Annotated in this window: 1 protein-coding gene; it reads right to left on the reverse strand. The window is 64.9% G+C overall.

Annotation, left to right across the window (positions count from 1 at the left end; all coding sequences use genetic code 11):
• Positions 1-2: 2 nt before the first annotated feature.
• On the reverse strand, positions 3-26,993 hold the full coding sequence (locus NM1_RS23570; RefSeq protein WP_255286208.1) for a LuxR C-terminal-related transcriptional regulator: 26,991 nt from the start codon (positions 26,991-26,993) through the stop codon (positions 3-5).

Below are 26,993 nucleotides of genomic sequence, written 5' to 3' on the forward strand. Positions count from 1 at the left end.
AGCTATTCGGCCATATCGCCACGGAACGGCAGGTCCTGCCCCACCAGGTCGACAACACCCATCGTAGTTCCGGTGCTGTGCTCGTGAGCGACGACATCGGGGCTCTCGGAGCCTTCGTCGTCGGGGTTGAGGTTGATCTCGACGGTGTCAGGACCGGAATCGGCATCGCGAACCCCTTGCCGGATGGTGCCGGACCCTGCGTCGGCTGAGCCGTCGGATGTGGGGGTGTCGTCGGGCAGCAGTCCGTGTTGGCGGAGCATGGGGCCGTGTGTCGGGTCATCGCCGGCGAACTCGCGGAAAATGTCCATCGGATCTCGGTGGCCGAGGAGGGCAAAATACTTGGTGCGCAGCCACTCGCCCAGTTCCAGGGGCGTCCCGTCGAAATTGGTGATGACTTCGGCGAGACAGGCGCGCAGCACTCGGCTCCAGCAGTAGCTGTACTGCAGACCCGCGTAGGCGCCGTCCATGATGTGGCTGAAATTCAGAGTTCGGAAGGACATACCTATCGTGTCGAGGGAGATTCCCGCCGCGGCCAGTGTTTCTCGTTCGAATCGTTCGACTACGGCGGCCGCGTCCTCGTTCGGCCCAGGCACCGGTACCTCCTCGGGCGTCAGCCGGTGCCACGCCTGGTCCAGTATGGCATCGGCGAGGTCGCGTGTTATATATGCACCTTGATCGTGGTGCTCTCGGAGTTGGCGTGCCCCCAGCTCGGTGATTCCGGACGGAACCTCGATGTAATCCCACGGTACCGCTGCCCATCCGGCGGGCAGACCGACATCCGACAGCAGCATCTGCAGGGCATGGCCGACCTCGTGCCATGCGGACAGTTTCTGCTCGCGGGTCAGCTTCGCCGCTTGCCCGGGTGCAGGTTTGGTGAAGTTGAGGACCACCGATACCACTGGTTTGGTGCCCAGCAGACGGGATTGCTCGGCGAGGAGTATGTTCCAGGCGCCGGACCTCTTGTCATCCCTGGCGTACAGGTCGGCGAACACCAAGCCGAGTGAGCATTCGTTCCGGTCGAATACCTCGAACGCCCGGACGTCCGGATGCCAGGCGGTAACGTCGTGCCGCTCGGTGACGGTAAGGCCGAAAATCCGAGCCTGCCGCCGAATTTCGAGCAGTGTCTGTTCGAGGTCGAACTGCTGATCTGCCGGGGTATCGGTACCGCCGGTGTCGTCATCCCGCATCTTCTTGGCGTAGTAATGCCAGTCCCAGGGCTTGATCGGGCCTGCATCGGGGCCCAGATCGCCGTCGTGGTCCATAATGGTTTGCATCTTGTCGGAATCCGCCGTTGCGGCGCGTGTTGCGTATGGCATCACCTCGGTCAACATATTCATTGCGGCATCGGAGCTGCCGATGGTCTGCCCGGCTGCCGCGTAGTTGGCGTAGTGCATGAAGCCCAGCTTCCTGGCGAGCAGCGCACGCGTCCTGAAGACCTCGAGTGCCAGCTCGGCGTTGTTGTCGTTCCCGCGCTGCCGTGACCGGGTGTAGTAACCTTCACGAACGTCACGGTTTCGGAGAAAGGCCAATTCCGGGGGGGAAGTGAGCAATGTTGGGACGAGCCGATACACGCCGTTGTCGTCGGCCAGGGCCGATAATTGCTCGGGGGGTAGTCCGTCCAAAAGTTCCGGATCGGTGACTTCGAAGGCCGCCGCGATTCTGTTATTGCGCACGTTCTCGCCGAACTTGCTGGTCAGATCGGCTATTTTTGCCTTGAGCCCGCGAACTTCCGCCTTGTCGTCCGGGGACAGCAAGACACCTTCTCGGAGGAGTTCGGCATGCAGATTCTCCAGCACGTAACAGTCCTCTGATTCGAGGCCGGCGCGTTGTTCGTGGACGACATCTATCCGGTCGAACAAGGCGCGGTTGTGCGAAACAGCGGCGTTCTGCAGTGTTATCAGCCGTCGCACCTCGGCATTGACCTCGTCGAGTTCGGGGCTCCCGGCCAGCGCCGACAAGGTGCTCAACAACATCTCCACCCGGTGCGGGGGCTGCTCGGACAACTTCAACGCAACGACGGTGTTCTCGAACGTCGCCTGGTCGACGGGGACGGTCGTGATCGCATCGAGTTGCTCGTTCTGCTCGGCGATGGCGTCTTCGGCCATGCGTACAATCACTCGGACATCTGCCAGGATCTCCTCGAAAGGGGGCAGGTGATAGTCCGACAACCCGTGGAATCCGGGGTGATTGAAGGTCATATCGGTTTCGGGTCCGGGATTTACCATGTCTGCGGCCCCACCGGCCTCGCCTCGGGTTTCGTTCCCGGCACGATCAGTGATGTCGCCGAAGGCCGGCTGTCCGGCGGCCGGAAGCGCCGTATCCGTTGATTCGGAGAGCATTTCGGCGATGCTGTGCACGATGTCGTTCGCCGTGCCCAGCGCGAACTCCGTGTTTTCGCCTGAGACGGTGCCGCGCAGGTACTTGTCGACGACCGAGATCAGATATTCCTCGGCTGGTCGCGAACCTGCTTGTGACCAGACGATGGAACAGAGGGTGCGGGCGCGCAGATACTCAACGCTCTGCGCCTCGAGCCGCTGGCCTCCGGGGAAGAACGGTACCGACCACGGGTCGTCCTGCGAGGTGGTGCGTTCCGGCATGGTCCGGAACTTCCAGACACGGACGGTATTGCCGCCGCGTGTGACCTCCTCCGGGGTGAAGAACATGGTGCGCCAGTCGATCGTGTGCTCGTGGGCCAGCCGGTCGATCGAGGAGCCTGCAAAATTGATCAGGGCGAGTGTCGCGTACAGGGGCGCGCGCTGGATGAGCCGGCGGAGTTCGAGAAGATCCTTCTCGGTGAGTTCCACGTTGCGGAGTGCCTCGACGTCTCCGGTGAACAATGCGAGAAACCACTCCCACCGATTGCCGATCCAGTCGGCCCCGAACGGTGCTCCGTAATCCGGGAGCGGCAGATTGCGGAGGTATGCGAAGCCCTCGGGGCTGATTTCCAGCAGTTCCTCGATGGCGGCCCGCACCGGCACCCAGTAGTCCGCTCCGGGCATACTGTGTTCGGCGTCGGGCGCCAGGATCGTGCGGGGGCGCCGCAGGGCAGCTGCGAGGCTTGTCTGTGGGTCGTTCGCGGTGTCCGGATGGTCGTCGAGGGCGCGGACCGTGCCGTTCGAGAATTCTCGGATCATTCGTCGCATCGGGTCGAAATGTATTTCTCCGTAGGCCGCGAAGACCGCTTTTCCATCTGCCAGGTACTCTTCTATCTTTTGGGAGGCGATGTGCTCTCTGCGAGTCTGGCAGGCGATGGCGAAACCGCGAACAAGGCTTTGTTCGGGGCGCAGGTCGGTATCGGTGGTTTCACTCAGCAGCCAATCTTCGTCTTCTGCAGTGAAACTGGGCCCGCGTCCCGGATACTCCTGCGCTAGGAGGCGGAAGAACTCGCCGCGTACATCGGTGCAGTCGGGAAGGATGAACGCATACAGGTCGAGTGCTTCCTGTAGATGACTATCCATATCTGTGTCCGTCGCACGCAGCCCTTGGGGTATATGGCGCAAGACGTAATACAGGAATACTACATCGCGGTCGTGGCCGTCGTACAGGAATTCTACGCCCCGGTCGTGGCTGTCCTGAATGAGAAAGTCGACCTGGTCCTGTATTTCCTCTTCGAGGGATACGAGTTTGATGCCGTGCTTTCGCGCAGCGTACGCCATCAGTGCCATCTCGCCGCGAGAGCTGGCAAATGACCCTCGCGGCGTCGCACCCGGCTCGGGAACTCGACCCTCGACCCCGATGACCCGATCCTGCCCCGTCGTGTCCGTGACCCATTCGTCCAGGCATTGTGCGAGCGCCGCCGATTGTGGGTGATCGGGGTCGGAGCTGTGGATGGTACCGGCGAGGACACTGGCACCTGTCGTTGCGATGCGATGCGGCGCGTTGCGGTCGGCGGCATTCACCACCCTGGACTGGCGCCCCGGCAGTCGTCTGTTCTCCTCGCTCGGAGGCGTAGGCACTACCGGGGATGGCTTATTGGGAACCGGATCGGTGTGGTGCACACCCTCTCCCCAGGGGCGGCCGTCTTCGGGATTGTGGTGAAAGGCGAGATGGGCATTTCGCGGTACGACCGCGGGTTGGCGTCCAGCGCCGACGAGGCGATGGCGTTCGGGGGCGATACCTGCAGCCGCGGCGAGGTCGTCGAGGGGGTTGAAATGCATTGTCGGGCTTGGCGGTACGGAATCGCGGGTGCCTCCGGCCTTCTTGGCTCGGGTGCGCGGGGACTCATCGTCGGTTGTGATCCGATCGCGCGCTTCTGAGGTGCCGACATCGGAATCGTTGTGCCGCACCGTGATTCCCGTGACCACGACATCTCGGATGTAGAAGCGTCCGGTGAAGATGGTTGGGGTGGGGTCCGATGTCGCAACGTTGATCTGCGGAACATGAGCTTCGAACCAGCCCGACCGGGCGTTGTCCGGGTCGGGATGCAGCGTGACCGTGATGTCGGTCCGGATCGCTTGCCGCCCGGTCAACCGGTGCAGGAGGTCGATAGCGTTGTCCTTGGCGCACACCACGACCTGATCCCAGTGCACGTCCGGGTGTGCCCGGGCGAGACGTAGCAGGCGACTTCGTTCCTCCCACCCGGTCGTGAGAAGCGCTCGGGACGGATCGATGGCAACGTGGGCCTTCGTATCGAGGCCGATAGCGCGCACAGTTCGCGTGGACCCGGCGGCGGCCGCCGAACAGGTCCGGCTCGAGGTCGTGGCACCGGTCAGGTCGCCGGGCCAGCGGGGTCGGCCGTCGTGACCGACCAGGATCGGTTGGTTCTCCTGACCGAACTCGCGTAACACCTGTTCGGCGCACAGTCGCACGTTGTGCGCGGAACTCCGCTCGTCTCCGTGGACCTCGGCACTGCGCACATCGGCCGGCAGCACGTGCCGGAACAAGGTCGGCGTCGGCGTCACGTCGACCGCGGAAAGGTCCTGGGGCGCAGTTTGTCCGGCTTCCTCCGGCGGATGCGAGGTCGGGTGCAGACCGCCTCGATCGCGCAGCAGTGCCAATGCCTGCTCGATCGCGGACACGGTCGCTGCATGGTTCTCCAGGTGGTCCAGCGTGAGTTCACGCAGGCTGGCCGAACGGTCCGCCGGAGTCTCCGGAGCGTCGGCCAGCGTCGTCAGGCTCGTGTGGAGCCGGTGCACGGCCAGGCCGGCCATCTGTAGCGCCTTCTCTCCGGGCATCCGGGAACACACCGCTGCCAGCGCCTTGTCGGCACGGCCGATCAGGTCGATCCCGGCTGCATAGCCGGGGCTGCAGGTCAGATAGAATACCCCGTGATTGAGCAATGCCGATAGGTACGACCATGCCGCGGCGCCGAGTTCGGATGCCGTGCCGTTCAGGGCCTCCGCGAATATCTCGGCTCGGTCGAGCAGCGAATGCTCGGCATCGGCAAACTCGCCGCCCAGCGGTATAGCCGAGCCGTGTGTTCGGGTGTCGTTTCGGGCTCCGGCTACTTTCTGATGCGCGGACATTGTGGAAGGGTGCTCGGCTCCGGGACCGACCAGCCCCATGCGCAATGCCTTTATCCCGATCGGAGTTCGCCCGGTTGCGCCGAGTTTGATGCCGATACGTTTCCTGCTCTGCTCGACGGCGCGTTCATCCATCCCCAGGCTCTTGGCGATGGCCTTGTCCGTCAGCCCGTCCACCATGAGCTGAAGCAGTTCGAGTTCCTGTGGGGTCGGCATGGCGGAAGTCCTGGGCCGCGGCAGATTGCGGGTGGTGATCAGTCCCTGGGCCCTGGCTTTCGCCAACGCCTCGAGCACATCTTCGGCGTCGAATTTTTTCAGCGTGCTGGAGAGCCGGTTTCGCGCGGTCCTGGGCCGGACGCCGAGTCGTGCCCCGATCTCGGCTTCGGACAACCCTTCGTAGACAAGGGTGAGGACTTCGACATCGCGCCGAGACGGTACTCCGGGGGGAGTGGGTCGGCTGCGCTCACGCGGTCGCGCGTTCGGGAAACGCTGTCCCAGTTCGTATTCCAGGGCCCGCAACTCCTCGGCCCAGAGCAGTTTTCTGTGCGGGTTCTTCACGCTTTTGATCCGCCGCCGAACGGCGGTGATGCGTCCGCGTATATCCGTCTCGGTGAGATCTGAGCCCATGAGTAGATCTCCACTCATCTGCCCGGCCCGATATATTACGGGGTCGCCGTATCTTTCCTTCAGAATCGGCTGCTGTATCGTGTAGTGGCTCGCGCCGAATCCTATGAATACATCGGCGCCCTGCCGATGCCAGCGGTCGATTCCGTCCAAGATGGCCAGCTCGCGAGTATTAGTTTCGAAGCGCGATATTCTGTTGACCGGGTTGTCGTCGTCCATGAGGTTCGGGTTGTTCATGTCCTCGAAATCATCGGCGACATCGAATGGCTTACGCATGTGCTTTTCGTACAAATCTACGAACTTGGCGTAGGTCAGCTCCTGTACACCGTCCTGGTGCGGCCATTTACCGGTCCTTCTCAGGCGATTCTCCAGGTTGTTTGCCCATTGTGGAATCCCCGAGAGAATGACATCGGGATCCGTACCCTGCCTGTGGCCATGCCGAATCTTGTTCGTAAAGATGCGCAAGAGGTGGAGTTCTTCTCGATGGGGGTCGAGAATTATCCAATCGTCCAGATATATGTCGCATCGCTCCACATGGATTCCGTGGTTAATTGCCAGGTGTTTGGTATGCCAGTTGTCGCCGTGTGCAATGGCTTCGGCACGACTCATTTCTCGTATCCTGTCGGTGGGTATCTCCCATCCCTCATACAGGACGACGCGGTCTCGGCCCCCCGACTCGGCGTCGAACTTGTCGAATGCGCACGCGATCAGGCCGAATTGCGGATCTTCGGGATTATATTTGTGTTGCTGCGCGCTATACCATATGGAGCGACCGTCGGATGTTGTGTATCGAGCAACTCTGGCAGTATGCTTGAATACTTTCTTCATCTTGTTTTCTATAATCTCGCACTCCGGCCTGCTTTCGTTGAAGATCTGCCCGTCTGCGATGCGGTAGCCCAGGATTTCGTCGAGAGGTTCGTGCTCTTGACCTCCGCGAGCAGAATCGCCGCTGGTTCGGGCGCCGTCGGGCTGCGGATCCGACTGTGCGTATTCACGGTGCTGTGGTCGGCCTCCGTCGTCGGATCGGCCGAGTAGTTGGACCGGGTGTTTGCGGCGTAGGTATTTCGGCGCGGGTCGGCGGGCGGGCGTGGGTATGCCGTCGGTGGTCGTGAAGTAGGCGACGAAGGCTTGTGTGTAGGTGTCGTAGCCGGGTTGCCATTTGTTGTCGCCGTCGTAATTGCGGATGTGGATATTGCGGTGTTCGGCCGTGGGGTCTGTGCTGTTGGTTTCGGGGGTGGTGTCGTCGGGAGGCTCGATGAGGGTGTCGAAGACGAGGATTTGCCCGTTGGCTTCGACGAGGTAGTGGATGTGTCCGTCGACGGTGACGGCGGCTCGATCGATGTCGTTTTCGGGGTCGCGGATGGTTGCGGCGGCGGTGGCGATGGGGTCTGCGCCTTTGGTCTTCATGGGCCGCAGCTGGGCACCGAGGGTTTCTTCGGTGATGCGCCAGTTGTCCTTGGCGTTCCATCTGGGGTCGGTGTCATCGGGTTGTGGTGCGGTGTCGTCGCCGAGTGCTTTGTGGACGCGGGCGACGTGGATGGCGCAATTCTTGACGACCTCGGGATCGGGTGACTGGGGGACCGTGAGCCTGCCGCCGTCGTGGTCGAGATATGCGACATAGGCTTCGACGTCGTCGAGGTCGTCGATCTTGCCGAAGTACTCTTTCGACAGCCGTTCCCATTCACCGGCAGTGTGGACCCGTGGGATGCGTGAGTCGGTGGTATCACGTTTCTTCGGTTTCGGACGATCGGGGTTGTCCGGATCGGCGATGTCGACATCGACGACGAAGACCTCCCGCCCGTGCCTGTGGATCAGCGAGGTGCGCCATTGATCGCCGTCCCTGACCATCAGGAGACCGGTGTCGGCGGCACTATCCGGGCTGCTGACTTCATCGAGGACGTAAGCGAAGGGATTGCTGGTGTCCGAGTCGGGGCGGGCTTCGGCGAGTTGGGTGAGAATCGCGCTTTCGGTGCTGCCGGGGTCGGGTGTGAGGGCGGTCCGGAGTTCGCTCACTGCGTTCCTGCCCGGCCCGGGGCCGGTTGCACTGTCGAAGCCGAGCGCGCGGACGACCTCCGCGACCTGCTGGACAGAACCCAGCAGTTTCGACCTCCTGCTCCGTCGGGGGATCCAGCGGGCCGCGGAACCGACCGCGAAGCAACCTGCCACTGCGCAGGCGCCGATTCCGGTCGGTTGGTCTCCTACCAGCGCCAGCACGCCGCCGCCGATCGCTCCGCCCAGCGCGAACGAACCCATCATCTGCGAGGTGCGTATGCCGGCTGCGGCCCCGGCCTTCTCGGTTGGTGTGTTTGCGTTGACGAAGGCGTTGACCGGTATCCCGGCCGCACCGAGGGCCGCCCAGCCGGCGCCGAGTCCGATCGAGCTGATCAAGGGGTCCGACGTGAGCGCCAGCAGAATCGAGGTTGCACCCAAGGCGCTCAATTTGGCATTGAGCAACGCGTCGACGCTGAACCTTGACGACCACTTCTTGGGAGTCAGGTTGCCGAGCAGTGCCGCACCGGGGACCAGCGCCGCTATCGCGCCTTGCTGAAAATCCGTGAGACCGGAGGAGACCATCAGGTCGCCGAATTGGATCCCTTGCACTCCGAGGTAGAAATTGGTCATGACATTTTCTGCTGCTGCTCGCCTCAGCTGAGCATCGCCATAGACCGCATCGATACCGTCTTTTACCGATTTGTGGAGATCTCTGGTAACTTGGACAATGCGATTCGAATCGCTTTTCGGTCCGTTTCTCTGCGGAGGTGCATCAAGGGGCATGTGAGACAATGCCCTCAGATTTGCCGCGCTCGACAGGAAATCGATGAGTGCGGCCGGCCACGCACCGGCGGTCAACAACAGCGGTGCGAGGGAATTCGACATTATTCGGGTGCTGTTCATCTTGAAGTTGTTGAATTTGCTCAACGCAAGATTCGAATTGCCGATGTTGGCCCGGAACCACTTCCTGGAAACATTGTCGTATACAGTGCTGGACGCCGCCGCCACGAACGTTGATCCGACGAGTATGGGGACGGTGTATGAGCTTCCGGTCGCCAGAGCGGCGGTTGCGGTAGCCGACGCCAACGCTACCGTTGCGCTACTGCCGAACATCAGCTTCTTCAGCGAGAGGTGGTCGGACATATATCCTGCGATCGGCGATCCGAAAATGCCCGGCGCGCTGGCGATCATCATCAACGTACCCGTTGGTCCCGGTCCGACCTCCTTTATCAGGTATAGCTGCGTCGTCACGCCGAGTATGCTCGTGCCGGCCGCGTTGAAATATTCGGCACCCATACGAAGGCGAATATCGGATTCGGTCCGAAGCAGGTTGAAGAGCTTCTTGCCATCGGTGCTGGCCGGTGGCCCGGTTTCGCCGGACCCCTTGGATCCGTCGGGCTCGGGATCCGGTTGTCCGCCACGAGCGCCGCCGCCACCGGTGGCGTGCAGTATCCCCAGCGTGCGGGGGTCGGGGGTCAGGTCGCCTCGCCGGAGCCTGTCGTCCCAGGGGCGATCGTTGAAGCCTCCGGTCTCGAAGGGAACGCCACCCCAGACCTTCGGCCGATGTACGCCGGGTTCACCCGTCTCGATGGATGGCGGTGAATTCCTCGGTGCGGGATCCGAATCGGTCCAAGGTGTTTGTCGGTTGGATCGATTGCCGGATGCTGCTGTCCCCTTCCCGGGATGTTGTGCAGAGTTCGGTGGCGGCGATTCCTCGACAGGTAGTGGCGTTTCGGCTGCCTTGGCGCCGGAATCCTGGTGCGATGGCTCGGCCGGTGTCCGTGGCGGGCTCCACGGCGTCGAACTGCTCCCGGTGTCACGGCCCGCCGGCGGTTCGGAGGGATTCGAGGTGGGAGCCGGTTCGGGCCGACCCTGCTCGGGTTCTCCTTCGCCGCGAGTAGGAGAACCGATCGGACCTTGGAGGTAGTCGCGTCCTGGTACGCCCGGAATCCCTTCTCCCGGAACTACTTTCACGATGGGGCTCCGTTCGGAATCGAACAGTGCCGCGGTGACGATTTCCTCGGCGGGGCCCTCCGTACCCCATCTGTAGGGACTCCAGCTCTCTTCTCGATCCCGGCGTTCGAGCACCTGGGTGGTCGGGTCGTAGCCGACGAGATCGCCTACGTGGATACGGCCATCGATGTTGCGCATCAGGTACATGTGCGCACCGGAACCATTGGGAGCGTCGATCGCGACCGCGGCCTGGGATCCGGGGCCGAGGGCCTCCAGCTCCGCCGCGATACGGTCGCGTGCGGTACCGCTCTCGTCCGGTTCGACGCCCTCGAACCACCCCGCACGCGTCAACTTGCTGAATTCCGTTGCCAGCAGCCCACCTGCGGGGAACGGCCCACGGAAGGGTTCGACCCGGACGCCGTCCAGTGCGAGCTGATTCAGCACCCACAGCACGCAGTCTCGCCGGCCCTCCATCAGGCTGGCGAGTGCAGGGTCGTGCCACGAAGCGGGAGGTCTGCTCGGCGGACGATGGGCCGCCGAGCCGTCGACGGCCGTGAACTCTCGGGCGCGCCCGTTGCCTGCAGTGCCCGTGGACAATCCGTCGTCGTGAACAGTCGAAAGGCTCGGCCGCCCGCCGGGTTGGCCGGCGTAGTATTCGCGGGTCTGCCTGAGCCCGAGCATATCGGATTGCAGGCGGTCCACCGCGGCGTCGTGGCCGCTGTACCCCATCCACAGCACCACAGCGACTCGGCGGCCCGGGTAACGTGCGGTGGCCGCTTCGTACTTCGCCACTGCCTCGGTCACCCCGGCGGCGACCGACTGCATGTCCTGGTCACGTCCGCCGATGACGAACTGGACATCATCCGCCGCATCGGGATCGCCCAGGACTGTTGTGAAATGTCCCGGTGTGTATTCCCACACCCGGACCGGGGGATTGCCGGGCAGGTCGGCGGCACGCTCCTCCAACATTGCCAGTCCGGCTACAGCAGCGTCGATATTGATGCCGTAGAGCAGTTCGGCCACGTCGGACGGCATCGCTCCGGTCTCGATCGCGTCGTTGACCCGCCGCAGTTCCCGCAGCATTTGAATCCGCCCGTACCTGTCTCGCCACACGGCCGGAACATCTGCCAAATCGACATGGTCCGTGAGCGTCCCGACCAGGTCCCAGCGTTGTTCCTGGCTCAGGGAGTGAAATGCCTTGGGGCCGACCCATTTCGCGCTGTCACCGTCGTCGGTGACCTGCTGTTCCATAGCGGCCAGATATGCCGACAGGTGATCGGCCGCGGCGGCCTCGACCCGGCCCCTGTCGGTCTCGGGAAGATGCTGTGGGAGTACCTGTCTGGGCTTCGGGTTCGCGCGCAAGCGGTCCACGAGCGCTTCCAGCCGACTGCCGAGATCCCGGGCGTTCCGGTCCGCATCCACGAACCGGAGGTACTCCGGTGTTTGGGAGATATTCGGCTGCAACGGATCTCGAAGTCCGGTACCAGCGATGTCGGCGGCCGTCTCGATGCCGGTCCGAGCACGCTCGCGCAAGGCGTCGGCGCTCTGGTACTGCTCGTCGAGAGTTGCGAGTTCCTCGAGTAGTCCGCCGATACGGGCTGTCTCCTCGAGACTGGTCATAAGGCGATGCAGGCGGGTGTACCGCTCGACTTCCTCCCGCCGCGCAGCACCGGTCGGCGACGTATCCGCCTCGCCGAACCGGGTGAGACAGTGCACCCACGGCCCCACGACGGCCGGTTCGACCCCCAACTGCTCGGCGATTCGTGCGCCCACGCCCCGCAGGTTGCCCTGCAGGCGACTGCGAAGGCTCGAGAGGTTCTCCGGGCTCAGGTCGCCCAGATCTTCCGGCGCCAGGCCACACGACTCGGCAAGCTCCCTCGCCGCGGCCAGCGCGCTCGTGTGCGCCGCTCGGCTCTCACGGCGGGCCGAGTCCAGGGTGTCGGTGAGTTCGATCCGAGCGTCCAGCTCATTGACCCGATTCGCACAGGCGAGCAGATCACGAGTCTTCTGGAACCGGTCGGTATAGGTGCCGGTTATCAGCGGATCGGGTTCCGGCTGGTTCAGCTGACCTTCCACCAGCACCTGCGCCTGGCCTGCCATTCTGCGCAGGGTTTGCAGTGCAGGCGATCCCGGCCGCAGGATCGCCGGATCGATCCGTAGCGAGCGCGCCAGGTCGTCGCGCCGGGTGCGGGCCTGTTCGCGCAGCGATTCGAGTCGTCCGCGGGGCGAGCCACCCGATGGCTGGTAGCTCCGGCCGTCCCCCGGCGGGAACATGTGCGGGAAGGCATCCGGGGTGCGTGGAGGCCGGTTCGGCATCGCCTGCGCGGAGTCGATGCCACCGGTCGCTGACCCCTCTGCCGTGCCGCGGCCACCCGTGTAATCCGCTGTGCCGGAGGACAAGCGTCGATCGGTGGGTTTCGGTGCGGTGCCGTCGCGCTGCCCTTCCGGGTCTCCGGCCCGCCCGGCGGTTCCTCCGGTGGATCGCGACCAGGGCGTCTCGGGTGCCGCTTTGTCGGGCGGTGTTGCCGGTGCGGGGTCTGCCTGGGGCGTGCGCCGGAAGATGGCGCGCACCGTTTTGCCGTGTTGTCCGGTGGGTTTGAGTTCGACGCCGATCGATTCGCCGAACTCGAGAATGATCTGGGCGCCTCGGCCGTGCATACCGGCGGGCCGGTCACCCTGCCTCTCCGTGTCGGTACGTTCGGCCTCCATGTCCTCGAGGCTGAACATCGCCAAGAGGTCATCTTCATCGAAGTCCGGTACCGTCAGGTTCCATCTGGGTAGTTTGCGGGAGTTGTCCTCGAATTCCAGCACCAGTTCGGCGTCGTTCAGGTGCGCCGTGACGACGACGCCGCCCGTGTATAACATCGCGTTACCGGCGAACTCCGACACCGCTAGTACGGCGTTCTCTACAACGTCCTCGCTGAGTCGTCCGGTGCCCTCGAGTGCCGCGCCGACGCGGTTCTTAACCTCCGAATTTTCTTCTCGGTAGCCTTCTATCTCGAGTCTGATCACCTGCTGTGAGGGGCTTGTCGATTGCTCGGCCGATTCGGCATCCACCAGGAATCGAATCCGTCGTGTCCGTTGCCCGTCGTGGTGCATCACGAATTCCCACGACGTTTGCGGGGAGCTTTCCAACAGTTCGGTGACGCCCGCGGCTTCGGGCGGCCATGCGGTGGGGTCGTCCGGGTCATCCAGATCCGATTCGTGGCGCCATGGCACGCGGGTGGTGGTATCGGTGACCTCGACCGATATCCATCGCGCCGGCCCCTCACCGCCGTGGTCGAGCCGAACCCGGGCGGGGTCCTCCGCCGTGCGCAGCAATGCCTCGAGAGCTTCCTCGGCAGCCGGGAGATGTTCTGCCACAGGCCAGTCCGCCATCAGAGCACGAAGAGTGCTCAGATCGGACCGTTTGGTGAGTCGTTCAGGGTCGGCTGTCGGTTCTTCGGCCGGCTCGTCCGGTATCGGGGAACCGATCCTTTTCTCCGGATAGTCGAATCCTCGACGAGATGTCGACGGGGCAGTGGGCTCGAGGGCGGCCACCGGGCGACGGTCGCTTCCGAAGGGAAGTCCGTAGACCTTCTCTCCGTCGGGCCCGGCAGTGCCGCGCCGGTATTCGTGCCAGGCTCCGACGCGGTGATCGCGATTCAGTCGTTTCTTGGTGGGGTCGTAGCCGGCGTAGTCGCCGACCATGATGCGGCCATCGGCCAGGACGCGCATCAGATAGAGGTGCGCGCGACCGCTGCCGGGAGTCTCGACGGCCACGGCGATCTGCGCCCCCGGGCCCATCACGGTGAGCAGGTCGGCGATCTTGTCGCGGGCGGTGCGGTGCTCGTCGGGTGTAAATCCATCGGCGTGCCATTCGGCGCCTGTGAACATTCCCAGTAGATCGCCGTCCGCTCCGGACGCCGGCAGCGATCCGCCGAGCATCACCGGCACACCGTCGAGGGCGAGTTGGCCCAGGACCCAGTGGGCGCAGTCGCCGGAACCCTCCAGCAGGGCCGCCAGAACCGGGTCGTGCCACCACGTCAGAGGGTTGCCGGGCCGCCGGGGCGCAGTGTCCCGGATACTCGGCGGGTCATCCAGTTCGTCCCGGTCTTCGAAACCGTCCTGGTCGTCCAGCCGTTCCAGCGCGTCCAACTCGTCCCGCACACTCGGCCCGCTCATACCCGGGCGTTGACGTGCCAGTTCGATCAGCATCTCGCCTGCCAGACTCGGCGCGCTCAGATAGATTCCGGGCTGGTCATCCGCGCCGGGCTGTCCGGTGCGGACGCTGGGTGGCGCCGGCACCCCGCCCGGCTGGCCCGCATAGTATTTCCGGATTCGGAGCAGCCCGGTGAGATCTGACGCCAGGGCGTCGGCCGCGGTGTCGAGGTCCTGGAATCCGGTCCACAGCACGGTGGCGACGCGCCGGCCTTGTCGCGCCGCGGCCGTGCAGGCGTCGACTGCGGCGGCCACGCCCTCGGTTGCGGTCTGGGCCGTGAGATGCTGGTCGCCGATCACGACTTGGATCTCGTCGGCGGTGTCGACGTCACCGATGGCCAGCATCAGGTGCCGAGTGTCGGGGCTGAATTTCAGTACCTGCACCTCCGGCCGACCGGGCAGGGCCGTGGCCCGCTGCTCCGCCAGCGCGAGTCCGGCCACCGCGGCCTCGACGACGGTCGTCAGGTCGGCGAATTGGACCGGAATGTGTTCTGCGATATTCGCGTACTCTGCGATCGCGGCTCTGCGATCGCGGTCGCGCCATCGTGCGGGGATCCGGTCCAGCCCGACGCGCTGGTCCAGCACCCCGACCAGATCCCAGCGTTGCTCCCGGTTCAGCGCATGGAACGCCGCGATCGCCGCGTCTTCCGCGTCGAATGGGACGCCGTCGACCATGGCCTGCAGCTCGAGGGCCTGCATCACCGTGGCCATCTGATCGACGGCCGCCGCCTCGTTGTTCAGCTGTGGCGCGGCGATCGGCTGTTCGGCATCCGATACGTCGGGGACAGGCGTCGGGTCGGGCAGTAGGCGCCTTGCCGGAGTGGCGAAGACCAGCACGCTGTCGGCCAGTTCGTTGAGCAGTCTGTCGAGGTCGCGCACCTCGGCATCGTGTTCACGGAACGTTGCGTACTTCGAACCCCGGGCGGCGGGCGGTTCGAACGGATCACCGATCTCGGCGGTGATCGTCTCTGTGGTTCCGCCGACGTTCGCACGGGCCCGTTCACGCTGTGAGGCGGCCAGGTGCCGCTGCCGGGCGGTTTCCTCCAGTTGCGCCGTCAGGTACGGGGTTCCCGGATCCAGTGTGTGGTACAGCTCGGCATTCTCTGCCAGCGATTCGAGCGCGGCATACTGCCGGGCGAGTAGGCGACGAGGATCGTCGGCGGGCACACCCCTGACTCCGAGGAATCTGTCGATCCACCCCACCCACGTCCCCAGTGTGTTCGGCTCCACACCCAGCAGCTCCGCCAGTTCCGTGCCCACCTCATCGCACCGCACGGCGAAATCCATGGGATCTACCTCGCCCCACGCCACAGGGGCCGAGCCGTCGAGGGCCAGTCGGTCTGCTGCCTCGTCGGCTGCCAGGCGCGCCTCGACCCGTCGGTCCGCGGCGCGGCGGCGGGCCTCCTCCACCTTGTCGAGCAGACGGATCTCGGATTCCAGCCGGATGACTCGCTCGGACAGGGTGAGCAGGTCCCGGTGATAGCGGAACGACTCGGCATCCGCCCGGGCGCCCCGGTCCGCTCGGGGCGATCGATCGGCCTGGCGAGCCAGTGTGTTGCACTGCGCCTTGCAAACTTGCAAGCGTGTGTCCCACAAGATATTCCCCGGCCGGAGGGCCGCTGGATGATATCCGCGCCGCGCGGCAAGTTCGTCACGTTGTGCGAGGGCTTGTTTCCACAGCTCGACCAGACGATCTCGGGGGCCGGGCTCCGGCACAGGTTCCGTCTCGGGAGTGCCGGGGACCGCGGCGCTGCCGGTGAATTCCGCCTGCAGTTCCGCGGCCTGTTCGAGGACGCCGGAATCCACCAGGGCGACACCGGAATCGGTGAGCCACCGGTCCACAGCCATCGCGTGGAAATCGCCCAGCGCCGCGATGACTCGTACCGGATCCTCGCCGGGAACGAAATCGGTGTAGCGAGCGTTGATTACCCCGTCACGGCGTTCCAGGACAAGCGTGACCCGGCCGGGTTCGGAGCGAACCGGGTTGAGCGTCACCGTGATCGAGATTCGCTCGGGTTCGGCCCGTAGATCGGCGACCTCGGTCCAGTAGAAGTCGCCGGCGCCGGGTATCTGCTCGGCCAGGCCCGCGCCGCCGCGATCCAGGTAGCTTGCGACGGAATCGGTCTGCCCGTCGGCCTGCCAGAATTCGCTGGGTTGGAACCCGCGGAAATCGATGTCGGACAGGTCGACACCCGCCGCGATCAGCCAATGACGAACCTGCGCTTCGTGTTTCGGAAGGTTGCTTTCATCGCCGATCGTCGCGCTGACCCCGGCGCCCTTCAAGCGCCCCGGCCGGTCCGGGTCGAACACGAAGATGCCGGATCCGCTGACACCCGGGTTGTCGAGTGCGTGATACAGGCTGATGTGCTCGACCTTATTGGAGGCGGCGCACAACACCTCTCCCGGTGTGCCGTCCAGCACGAAGGTCTCCGCGATCGGGGCACCGACGTGAGCCCGCCCCTTCGAATCGTAGAACACGCCCCCGCGCGCGGTCAGGGTTCGGGCCTTGCGTTTCGTAATTATTTTGGGAGCGGGCTTATCGTTGGAATTCGCCGGTGCCACATCGTATTTCGGGCGCAGCCCATCACCGCGGAAGAGCCATCGACGGAATTTCTCTTGCGCAGTGGCGATTTGGTCCGGCGGCGCCTCATCGCCGGGCATGCCTTCGATATCGCCGTCGCGCGGGGGCGCCTGCTCGGGGTTGGGCGGGCGGAGAGCCGACAGATCGCCGTCGTCGGATCGGAGGTAAGCGACGAAGGCTTCCTTGATCCGGTGGCGGCGGAAGGACTGTTGCCAGTCGTCGTGCGCGCGCACGCGGGGAATGCGGTCGGGGTCGTCGGCGGCGGGGTTGGGATTGCCGGGGTCGGTGATGTTGGTGTCGAAGACGACGACATTGCCGCCCTTGCGGCCGTCTGTGTTGGTGACGAGGTAGGTGTGCATCTTCGTGCCGTCGTCCACGAGGACGACGGCGGTATCTGCGTCGTCCTCGAGATTCCGTACGTCGTCGATGACGTGTGCGAGGGGGTCGTCGAGGTAGGGGTTGATGTGAGTCTTGGTGAGCTGGGTCCTGATGGAATTGGACAGGTCGTGCCATTTGCTCTGTCCGGGTTCGAGTTTTCTTGCCGCGTCACCGTCGAGCGCGCGGATACCCTCCACTACTTGGTTGATGCAGTTCAGCAGATTGTTGTCGACCGACAACCACGGACGTTCGGGATCCACGCCGGCCTCGCGCAGGGTCGCGAAGGCGCGGTCGCGGAATGCGGTGAAATCGTCCCCGGATTCTTGGGCGGCTCGCAGGGCCGCGTAGATGGCCCAGGCGCGATGCGAACCGAAGCTGATGGTGCCGGGCTGTTCGGCTCCGAAACCTACGCCGTCCATCACCTGCTGGGTGAAGGCAGGGACGGAGCGCAGGAGTGCCCCGGGATGTTGCGTGCCGTATCTGCGTAACCATGATGCGACGCGACGGGCGTCGTCGATCTTGTCGACGTAGATGACGATGCGGTCGTCACGCGCGGACGCGGGGCCGGCGATCTTCGTGCTCACCACGCCCGGGAAATCATGGGGGCGGTCCAGGATCTCGTGCACGATGCCGCTCATGAGCGCGGGCGCGGCGTCGGGATGTGCGTTGACATAGACACGGAAACCGGGTTGGTCAGCTGCGTCGGTCCGTTCGAACTGGATGAAGTCGATGGCGTCGGCCATCCGAATGGCGCTGTCGATCCGGTCGGAGTCGAGGTCCAGCGTCATTCCGGCCGCGGTGGCCTTGGCACCCGGATGCTCCGAGCCGCGTTCTCGAACGATATCGGTCAGCGTTGTGACGTAGGACCGGAAATCGGTGGCCGTCCCGGTATCCGGTGATGTGTTGTATCGGTCGTAGGCATCCTTGTCTGTGACAACGGATTCCCGGTTCTCCCACACGTGCCGCAGGAATTCCTCGAGACTTTCGAGGGACAACTGCGGTGCGGCACGGCCATTTCGCTGGTAGGACAGCTCACGCACCGCGGCGAGGTCGTCGAACGATGTGCCCGGGCGCAGTGTCCGAGCGAGTTCCACGAGTGTGCGTGGTTGGTCGAATACGCTGGGGAAGTCCGCTTCCGCCCGTTCGATGTAATCCGGAGTGCCGGTCGTTGCCGAAGTACTCCACGGTGTCGTGGCTCGCGCAGGCCCATTGCCGGTTTCGGGCACCGGACCATCGCGATCCGTCGCCGTGCCCGTCGGCTGTGCGGGACTCGCGGCCTTGGTGGGACCGTCCATCACGACGACCGTGATGTTGTCGGTTTCGGGCTCCGTCCCGTCCGCCCGCCGAACACCGAGGGCCCTCTGGACCATGGCCTCCGACGCTCCGAGCCGGTTTTCCGGTGATCGTTCCAGCTCTTGCCGGACGGTGTCGGCGAGCGCTTCGTCGGAGACGCCCTTGAGCGCCCCATCGGAAACCAAGACCACCATGCCGTTGCGGGTTCGCCTGTGGCTCTGGGGTTCCGGCTCTGTCCACGGGTCTTGCCATTGCTCCGCGTTGCCGCCGAGGCCGCGGGTGATCACCGACGCGAACGGCAGCTCTTCGGCCTCTTCATCGGTTAGTTGCCGGCCTCTGCTCCTGGCCAATTCGATATGTTTCTGGGCGCCCGAATCGTCCACGGTCAGCCGTTCCGCCGGACCGCCGTCGAGCGGAACCCAGTACGCCCGGGCGTCGCCATAGGATTCGGTGACGATCTCCGTGGGAGTCACCAGCGCCACGACGATCGTGCAGGCGGGCGGGATTTCGCAGCCGACGAATTCGTCTTCGATCAGCTTGCTGACCGCGGCCTGAGCGGCATTGATGGCATCTTTCACGACCTGCGTCGGATTCCACGGCGCTCCGGCCGCGGTGGCTGCCGCCGCCTTGTGCAGGACGACACTGGCGGCTTGCGATGCCACCTTCGCGGCGAGATCGCCACGCGCCGTGTGAGATACACCGTCGCACACCGCGGAGAGAGTCATCGGCTCGCCGTTGACGATGGCCTCCGCCACCGCGAAGTCGTCCTCGTTCTCGGAGTGCCCTCGGCCGACATCGGTATATCCGGCGGCGTGCTTCAGGCCGTCCTCCGGCCCCTCCTTGCGACGCTTGGGCGGTTTCGGCAACTGCATCCAGGGCAGATGCGGGACCCAGTCGTATTCCGGCGCTGGCGGGGCAGCTTCCGGAGCCTCGGCCTCGCTCGGCGTCTGCGCCCACGGTGACAGCCGGGGGGCGTGTGCTTGCTGCACTCCGAGCGGTGCGGGTGCGTCGTCCGGGTTTGCGGGTAGCGGGGTGGCGTCTGCCGGAGTCTGGGCGGCCGGGAGCGCGTCCAACGCCGCGACCAGGGTCCGGACCCGGCTGTCCGCCGTGTGGAAGTCGTTGAGGGCCCGATTGATTCGCCGCTCCAGCTGGGCGGCTTCGGCAGCGTGGCGTGCGGTGTCGTTACTGTTCAACCACTCCGCCAGCCATCGCCGCATCGCATCGACGTGCTCGATCAACGCCGCCAGCCGTGACCGGGCGATTGTCACGTACGGGTTATCGGCGACCCGCTGCAGCTCCTGCAGGGCGGCAAGCGAGACCTGCAGTGTCCGTTGATATTCGAACGCGGAGGCCCGCGGATCCGCGGCGGCCGGGCCCAGTTGCGCGAGCACCGCGTGCACCCCGTCCACCGCCTGCATCAGCCGTTCGGTGTCGATCGATGCGAGCAACTCGGGGTCACGTGTCATCGGCTGCGCATCCACCGGTGCCGCAGCCAGTTTCGCCGAAACCTCGGCGAGTGCGTGATCGGCCGCGCGGAAGCGCTCGCTCGCCTCCCTGGCCTCGTCGGCCCGCATGGACGCCGTGGGTTGCACCTGCCCGTCGCCCTGGTCGGTGACGAAATCATCGGCTGCTGTCGCTGCGGCCAGCCACTGCGCCACGGCCTGGGCGAGACTCGTCAGAACGCGGTGCCGGGCCGGGAGGATCTGGGGCCCCGGGTCCAGCAGTTCATCCAGCAGCGCGACGATCTGCTCGAGGTGGCGAAGCCGCTCCACATCGGCGTGTGTCACCGCCTCGTGCGTATCGAACATCGCGTCATCCCGCTCGGCGGCGACCGCATCCCGCACCGCCCGCACCTCCTCGGCATCGAGCGGTGCATCCGCCTGACGCTGGCCGGATTCCGAGTAATTCGGCTGCTGTTGTCCGGTACCCGGTGTACCCCAAGGCATTCCGGTCTCAGGGTTGATATTGAAGGCCAGTACGCCCATCGGGGCGTCTGCGGGGACATGGGTGGCCATCCCGCCGCGGCGCTTTCGATTGCCGAGCGCATCGACATCACCGAATCCGTCGTAAGCCGTTGTCGCTCCGGGCGGTCCATCGACGCGGCCGCCGCCCCGTCCTCTCGACCTCGATGCGGGATCTGTCGCTGAGGCCCGGGCCGGGGTACCGGAGCTGTCCGGAAGCATGCCCGCATTCCGTGCTGCCGCTGCCATGTTCGAGCGACCGGAGATGCCGATCTTGGCGCGGATGCGACGGAGGTAGGTCTGCACCGTCCGGTTCGATATACCCAGTGCGGCAGCGATTTCGGGGTCTGATCTGTCCTGCTCGACCAGAACGAGGATCTCTCGCTCGCGGGCGGTCAGCGTGATGTTGTTGTCTGCGGGGGATTGTTCGAGGGGTGTGTCTGTGTCCTCGGCGGGGGCGGCCGCACGGTCGCCGACCTCGAGCTTGTGACGTATGCTGACCAGCCGGGTCTTCACGGTGCTGACCGAGATACCCAGTGCGGCAGCGATTTCGGCGTCGGACTTACCCTCGTTGACAAGCGTGCGAATCTCGGCTTCGCGCTTGGTCAAGGCGTGGTCGGCGGACTCGGGTCCTGGTGACCGAGTACCCTCGGATCCCCGTTTCTTGCCTGTGGCGGCTGCTCCTCCTGCCGGGTTGTCGTGCGGGGCCGGGCTGGAAGTGTCCAGGCGACGCCGCGATGTATCCAGCGCGATAACCGGACTCGGCGCGCCCGCGGGATAGATCGCTGCGATCAACTGCGTGCGCCCGCTGATCTGGACCTTTCGACCGATACTGTGAACGTGCTTCTCCGCAGTTCGTGTCGATAGGCCGAGGGTCGTTGCGATCTGCCTGTCTGTGTACCCCTTCACGACCAGTGCGAGAACTTCGAGCTCACGGGTCGTCAGCCGATCCACTGTCACGCCCTGTTGCCGCGCGACCTCCATCGTCTCGGCCCAGTTGGCCGCGGACGGATGAACGGGTGCGAGGAGTCCTTCGTGGAGGGCGGCCGCGGCGATCCCGGACCGCTGCCGCAGGCCGAGCTTGTGTCCGAGACGGACGACGCATTGGTTCACCGAGTTGAGCTCGAGCCTGATCAGGGTCGCAATGTCCTTGTAGGCCATCCCCGCCACGACCAGGCGAAGTATCTGTGTTTCACGCGCGGTCAGCTCGGCGACTCGGTGATCCGGGTCGACGCGTGACGTATTGGGCAGGACTCCCAGATAGATAGCCGCCGCCACGACGGCTGCTGGATCAGCGGGAACATCGGCTCCGAGCTTGTCGCGGATTCGAACCAGATGAGCGTTCACCGTTGCCGCCGAGTGCCCCATTTTCGCCGCAATCTGTTTGCGCGACATATCTGCGACGAGCAAATCCAGCACCTGGAGCTCTCGACCGGTCAGTCCGAGCGAGATCGCGGCCGAAGTGGGCGCGTTCGAGCGCGGTTCCTCGGCCGCTGGTGTGCCGCTGACAACACCCCCGTTGGGAGATTGCGCGGATATCTGCTGGCGCAGCGCGCGAAGCGCGTCCAGTTGATCCGGGGAGGCGGCACGGCCCTGGCGCATTGCACGAATCGCGGCGACCATCAGCCGATGCTGTCTGGCATCGAGTGCGCCGATGCCTGCTTCCAAGGCATCCCGTGCCAATTGGTGTAGCCAATTGTCGATCTTGCCCTGCGGATCATTCCGCCATTCGAGTGCTTCCGCGCGCTGGAAGGCGCTCGCTCTGACCGCCCGCGCCACTTCCACGAAGGGCACCGCCAGGGGTCTGCTCGCCGGAACCCCCAATGTCATGAGAATACGCCGGATTACGGCATCCCCGAGTTGTGATCGCAGCTTCTGCGTCGCCGCTGGGCCACCGGACCGGTCCGCATCGGGAAGTTCTTCGATTTTGCGGGTCGGCGGGCCTCCGCGGCGTCGCGAAGGCGGGAACGGGATCAGTCGGCCGTCGTCGCTGTCTGTCGCCGCTGCCTTGCTCTGGAATGTGTTGTAGCGGACGACGTATGCCTTGTCGACGTGGTCGTAGGGGGGTGCCCATTTGTTGTTGCCGTTTTCATCGCCGTCGTAGGAGCGGACGCGCGGGATGCCGGGGTCGGTGCCGCCGATGCGGACGTCGAACACGAGGAGAGTGCCGGAGACGTTGGTGATGATGTAGCCGTGCGCTTTTTTGTCGTTTTCGACGATGACGAGGGCAGTGTCTGCACCGTAGGTGTTGTTGCGGATGTATTCGGCGACCCCGGCCATGGGGTCGGGATTGCCGGGCAGCGGTTCCGGTCCGGTGTTTCGGAGTTGGGCTTGGATGTACTTCTCTAGGATCTTGTAGTTGTCCTCGGCATCCCAGGCACGGTCGGTATCGTCGGGATCGGGTGTGTCGAGTGTGGTGATGTTCAGCGCACGGAAGACCCGGGCGAGCTGGATAGCGCAATTCTGAATGACTTCGTCCGAGACTAGCGGTGGGGCTGTCCCGGGCGAGTTCTCCTTCTGTTCTGCGAGGCGAGATCGGAAGCTCTGGCAGGTATCTCGCGGTATGCCGAGTGTGTTGCTCGTGTCCGCGTCGGGGAGGCCCTCCACCAGCAGTTGCAGAACCTCGACCTCGGTGGGATACAACTGGATCTGTTCGGAGGAGGCGTGGGCCGCCTTGCCCGCGCGAACGCCGACAGCGGACGCGAGCTTCGTGTCCAAGTGGGCGAGTAGCTGATTCAGTTGAGCAGGCGGCATTCCGAGCGCGCTCGCGATGGATGATTCGGTCAACCCTGCCGCGACGAGACGGACAATATGTGCCTCGCCGTGCGTCAGTTCAACGAAATCAGCCGGGTCGATCACACGCTGCAGCGATCCCTGGATCACCATCGGAATGCGGCCGCGGACGCCGAGCTTGCTGCCCAGGCTCTCCAGATAGTCGTCTACCGTGTGTTCGGAGATTTCCAGCTGTGCCGCAATCTCTGTGCGCGACAGGTCCTGTGCTACCAACTCGAGTGCAAAGCGCTCGCGGGCGGTCAGGGTGCCGTGAGCGGCGGTGTTCGATAGTGGCCGGGTGCGATCGGGCGACCCGATGTCGAGCAGTCCTCGGCTCAGTGCTTCCCTGATGGTGGATACCAGGCCGGTGGTGCCCAGCTTCTTCCCAGCGCGAACCAGATGACCCCGCACGATGCCCCGCCTGCCACCCATCCTGGCCGTGATGGAGTCGAGTGTCAGGTTTTGCGCAGCCCAATTGAGCGCCTCGAGTTCAGCGGGTGAAAGCACGGCCGGTCGTGGTTGTGTGCCCGGCTCGTTCGTGGGTATGGCCCTGCCGCGCAACGGTTTCATGGCGTTGTGTGGCCCGGGGATGTACCCGTCGCCGGGTTGCGGGGCGTCGGGGCCGTAGGCGTGGACCTCGCCCGGATCGGTTCGCCGCCGGTTGCGGCGTGGGCGGGTTTCGTCGAAGGGGGGTGTTGCCTGATGGTCGCTACCGGAAGGGAGCTGATTGGCTTCCGGGAGCGTGGAGGACTGTGAATCCCCGGTGGCTGGCGATGTTTCGGACGTCGAATCGTTCGATCGCCACTCCCAGTATCCCAATTCATCGGCCGCCGCCAGTACTCGTCGTCCCATTTCGGAGTCGGCCGCGATGTGCTGGCGGAGCACTTGGTTGGTGACAGTTCTGCTGACGCCGGCCGCCTGTGCGATCTCGGTTTGGGTGGGCTGGTCTGCGAAGTGCCCGGGGACGAATGCCGTCCCGGCGAAATGTGGTGGGGTGAACCGGTTCCGGGCGAATGCGGGATCGATGACGCGGTGCAGGTCGGCTGGTATCGGGTAGCCCAGCCATTGCGCGGCGACAAGGATGCGCTGCTCTTGCTCCGTGTACGTCGGCTTGTCCCGGTGGAACGTCTGAGAGACGTCCGATGCGGTTACTCCCGCGAGCCGGGCGACATCCTGTCCTAAGGGTTTTTGGTTCAGTTCCCGCTCGTCGAGGGCGAGGTATCGTGCGGCAAGGTTGGCGAGCTCGGTAGGGTGCGTGAGATCGATGTGGGCAATCGCGGTCCGTACTGGTGGCTGGTCGATTGCGTCGGTCGGGACGCCGAGTAGCCGGGCCAGTTGAGCGCGGAGGGCTGCGACGCGTTCGATGGCGAGTCCGGGTGCGCCGGGATGCCTCCAGTACCCCAATTGATCGGCCGCTGCGAGTACTCGCTGTCCCCTCTCGGAGTCGGCCGCGATGTGCTGCCGGAACACCAGATTGGCGACAGATTTGCTCACGCCGGCCGCCTGTGCCACGTCGGCTTGGTACGGCTGGGCCGCGAAGTGTGCGGGGACGAATGTCGTGCCGGCGAAATGCGGTGGGGTGAACCGATTTCGGACGAATGCGGGATCGATGATGCGGTGCAGGTCGGCTGGTATCGGGTAGCCCAGCCATTGCGCGGCGACAAGGATGCGCTGCTCTCGCTCCGTATACATCGGCTCGTCGCGGTGGAATACCTCAGAGACCTCCGACGGGGTCACCCCTGCGAGCTGGGCGACGTCGTTCACCATGGGTTTCCGGTTCAGTTCCTGCTCGGCGAGGGCCAGGAACCGGTCGGCCAATGCAGCGAGACGGGCGTCTCGCTCCGACGGCGCCGCGGTGTCGATGCGGTCCATTGCCGCTCGCACCACCGTTTGGTCGACCGTACCGGGCTCGGTTTCGAGCAGGTCGGCCAATGTCCTGCGCAGAGCTGTGAACTCATCGGCCACGCCCACCCGAGCTGGCGTGCGCCGACGCCCCGAACGGGGGATCGTCGCCGCCGACTCTTGATCGGGGGCCTGCGGGACGGTCAGGTCACCTCCGAACTCGGCGACCTCCGCCGCGGGAACTCCGGCGACGGCGTGTGCGGCGTAATATGCGGCGGCGTCGAGTGCCGCGGCACTGCTGCCCATCACCGCCGCGGTCTGCTCTTCGGACAGGCCCCGGATGTGCCGGAGCATGAGGTAGCGGTGTTGCAGAGGCTTGGTGTCTTTGAGTGCGTCGACGCGGTCGCGTAGCTTCTGTGCGCTTGTCCGGGCCAGTGCCTGCCCGTATGGGCCGGTGCGAATGTCGTCGGGCAGCGCCGACCAGACCCCCCATCGCAGTCGGGCGGTTTGGAGCCGGTCACGAGCGACGTCTGCATAGATGAGCCCAAGGGCGGCCCCCGGGTTCTCGGAGGGTGACGGCTGTCGCTGTGCGATGCGGAAGGTCTCGTCGGTGATGTCGTGTGCGAGCCGCTGCTGCTGTGTTTCGTCGAGTTCGAGATTGCCGCGTTCGATCTGTTTCGCAACGGCGGATCGTGCCCTCGCGAAAACGTCCTGCCCGAACCGGTTTCGTAGATCCGCCGGCGCCCGGCCGAGTATGTCTCTGTCGCTCGGCTCAGTCCGACTGGGTTCGTCCGGTGTGAGGGCCGAGAGCTTGCCATCCTCGGAAGTGAAGTAGGCGACGAAGGCCGCTGTGGTTCCCGCCGCCGTAATCCCCTGGGACGTCTTCTTCAGTTCTTCGCCTGTGCGCACGCGGGGAATGCGGGGCGGGTTGTCCGGCTGCAGATTGTCGCGGGCGTTCGGATCGTTGAAGTTGGTGTCGAATATGACGATTTCGCTGCCGGGTTTGCCGGACCTGGTGACGAAATACGAGTGCATGGTGGTGCCGTCGTCGACGAGGACGACGGCCGAATCGGCGCCCCTATCGCCCTGTCGGACGGCATCGAGGATGTGGCCGAGGGGGTTTTCGCTGTCGGGATCCAAGTGCGCATCGGCGAGCTGAGTTGCGATGACGGCTGCGTTGGTGGCGGACCCCGGGGTCATCGCGGACTGTAGATGCGGCCATCTATTTTGCCCCGGACCGGGTTTGACAGCATCGTCGAGGCCGACCGCGGCGATTGCCTCGGAGACCTGGCGGATGCAGTCTTGGAGATTCAACGCGGCAGCCAGGTCGCGAACCTGGCGGTCGGCCGTGTCCTGCGCGTCGGTTGTCGCCACCACCCGTGGGTCCTGTTGGACGACATCGGGGACGTCCGGTACCGTGCCCGCGCTGTCGGACCATGATTCCAGCCATGCCCGGACCACGTCGGCGTGGTCGATCAGCAGTGCCAGCCGCGCCACGTCGACCTCGGCATCAGGATTGTCGTCGACGGACTCGAGCACATCGAAGAGCTCGTCCAGTCGTGTGAGCGCCTGTTGCAGCCGCTGATCGGGAGTGAACAGCTTTCGCAGGCCTTCGTGATCGGCGCGGAAATGGTCGGCCCAATCAGCGACCTTCCCGATCCTGTCCAACTCTGCTGTGACGTCGTCCCAGACTTGCCGCAGCCGGGCTGTGTCGAGCCACCGCAGCAGGTCGGCGCCGCGTGCGAGCTCCGGTGTTTCGGGTTGTGCGGCAGCGAGTTTCGCGTCCAATTCGGCCAGTTTGTCGTCGGCGGTGCGCCAGGGGCCCGGCGGCTGCGCTGCGCGATCGGCCAGCTCGGTCGCGGCGATCGCGCGGTCCTTCTCGGCCGCTGCCATCGCCTTGTCCCGCTCGGCCGTCTTGTTCAGCCAGTCGACCAC

Origin of the sequence: Nocardia mexicana NBRC 108244, assembly GCF_001613165.1 — a bacterium.
GTDB classification, from domain to species: domain Bacteria; phylum Actinomycetota; class Actinomycetes; order Mycobacteriales; family Mycobacteriaceae; genus Nocardia; species Nocardia mexicana.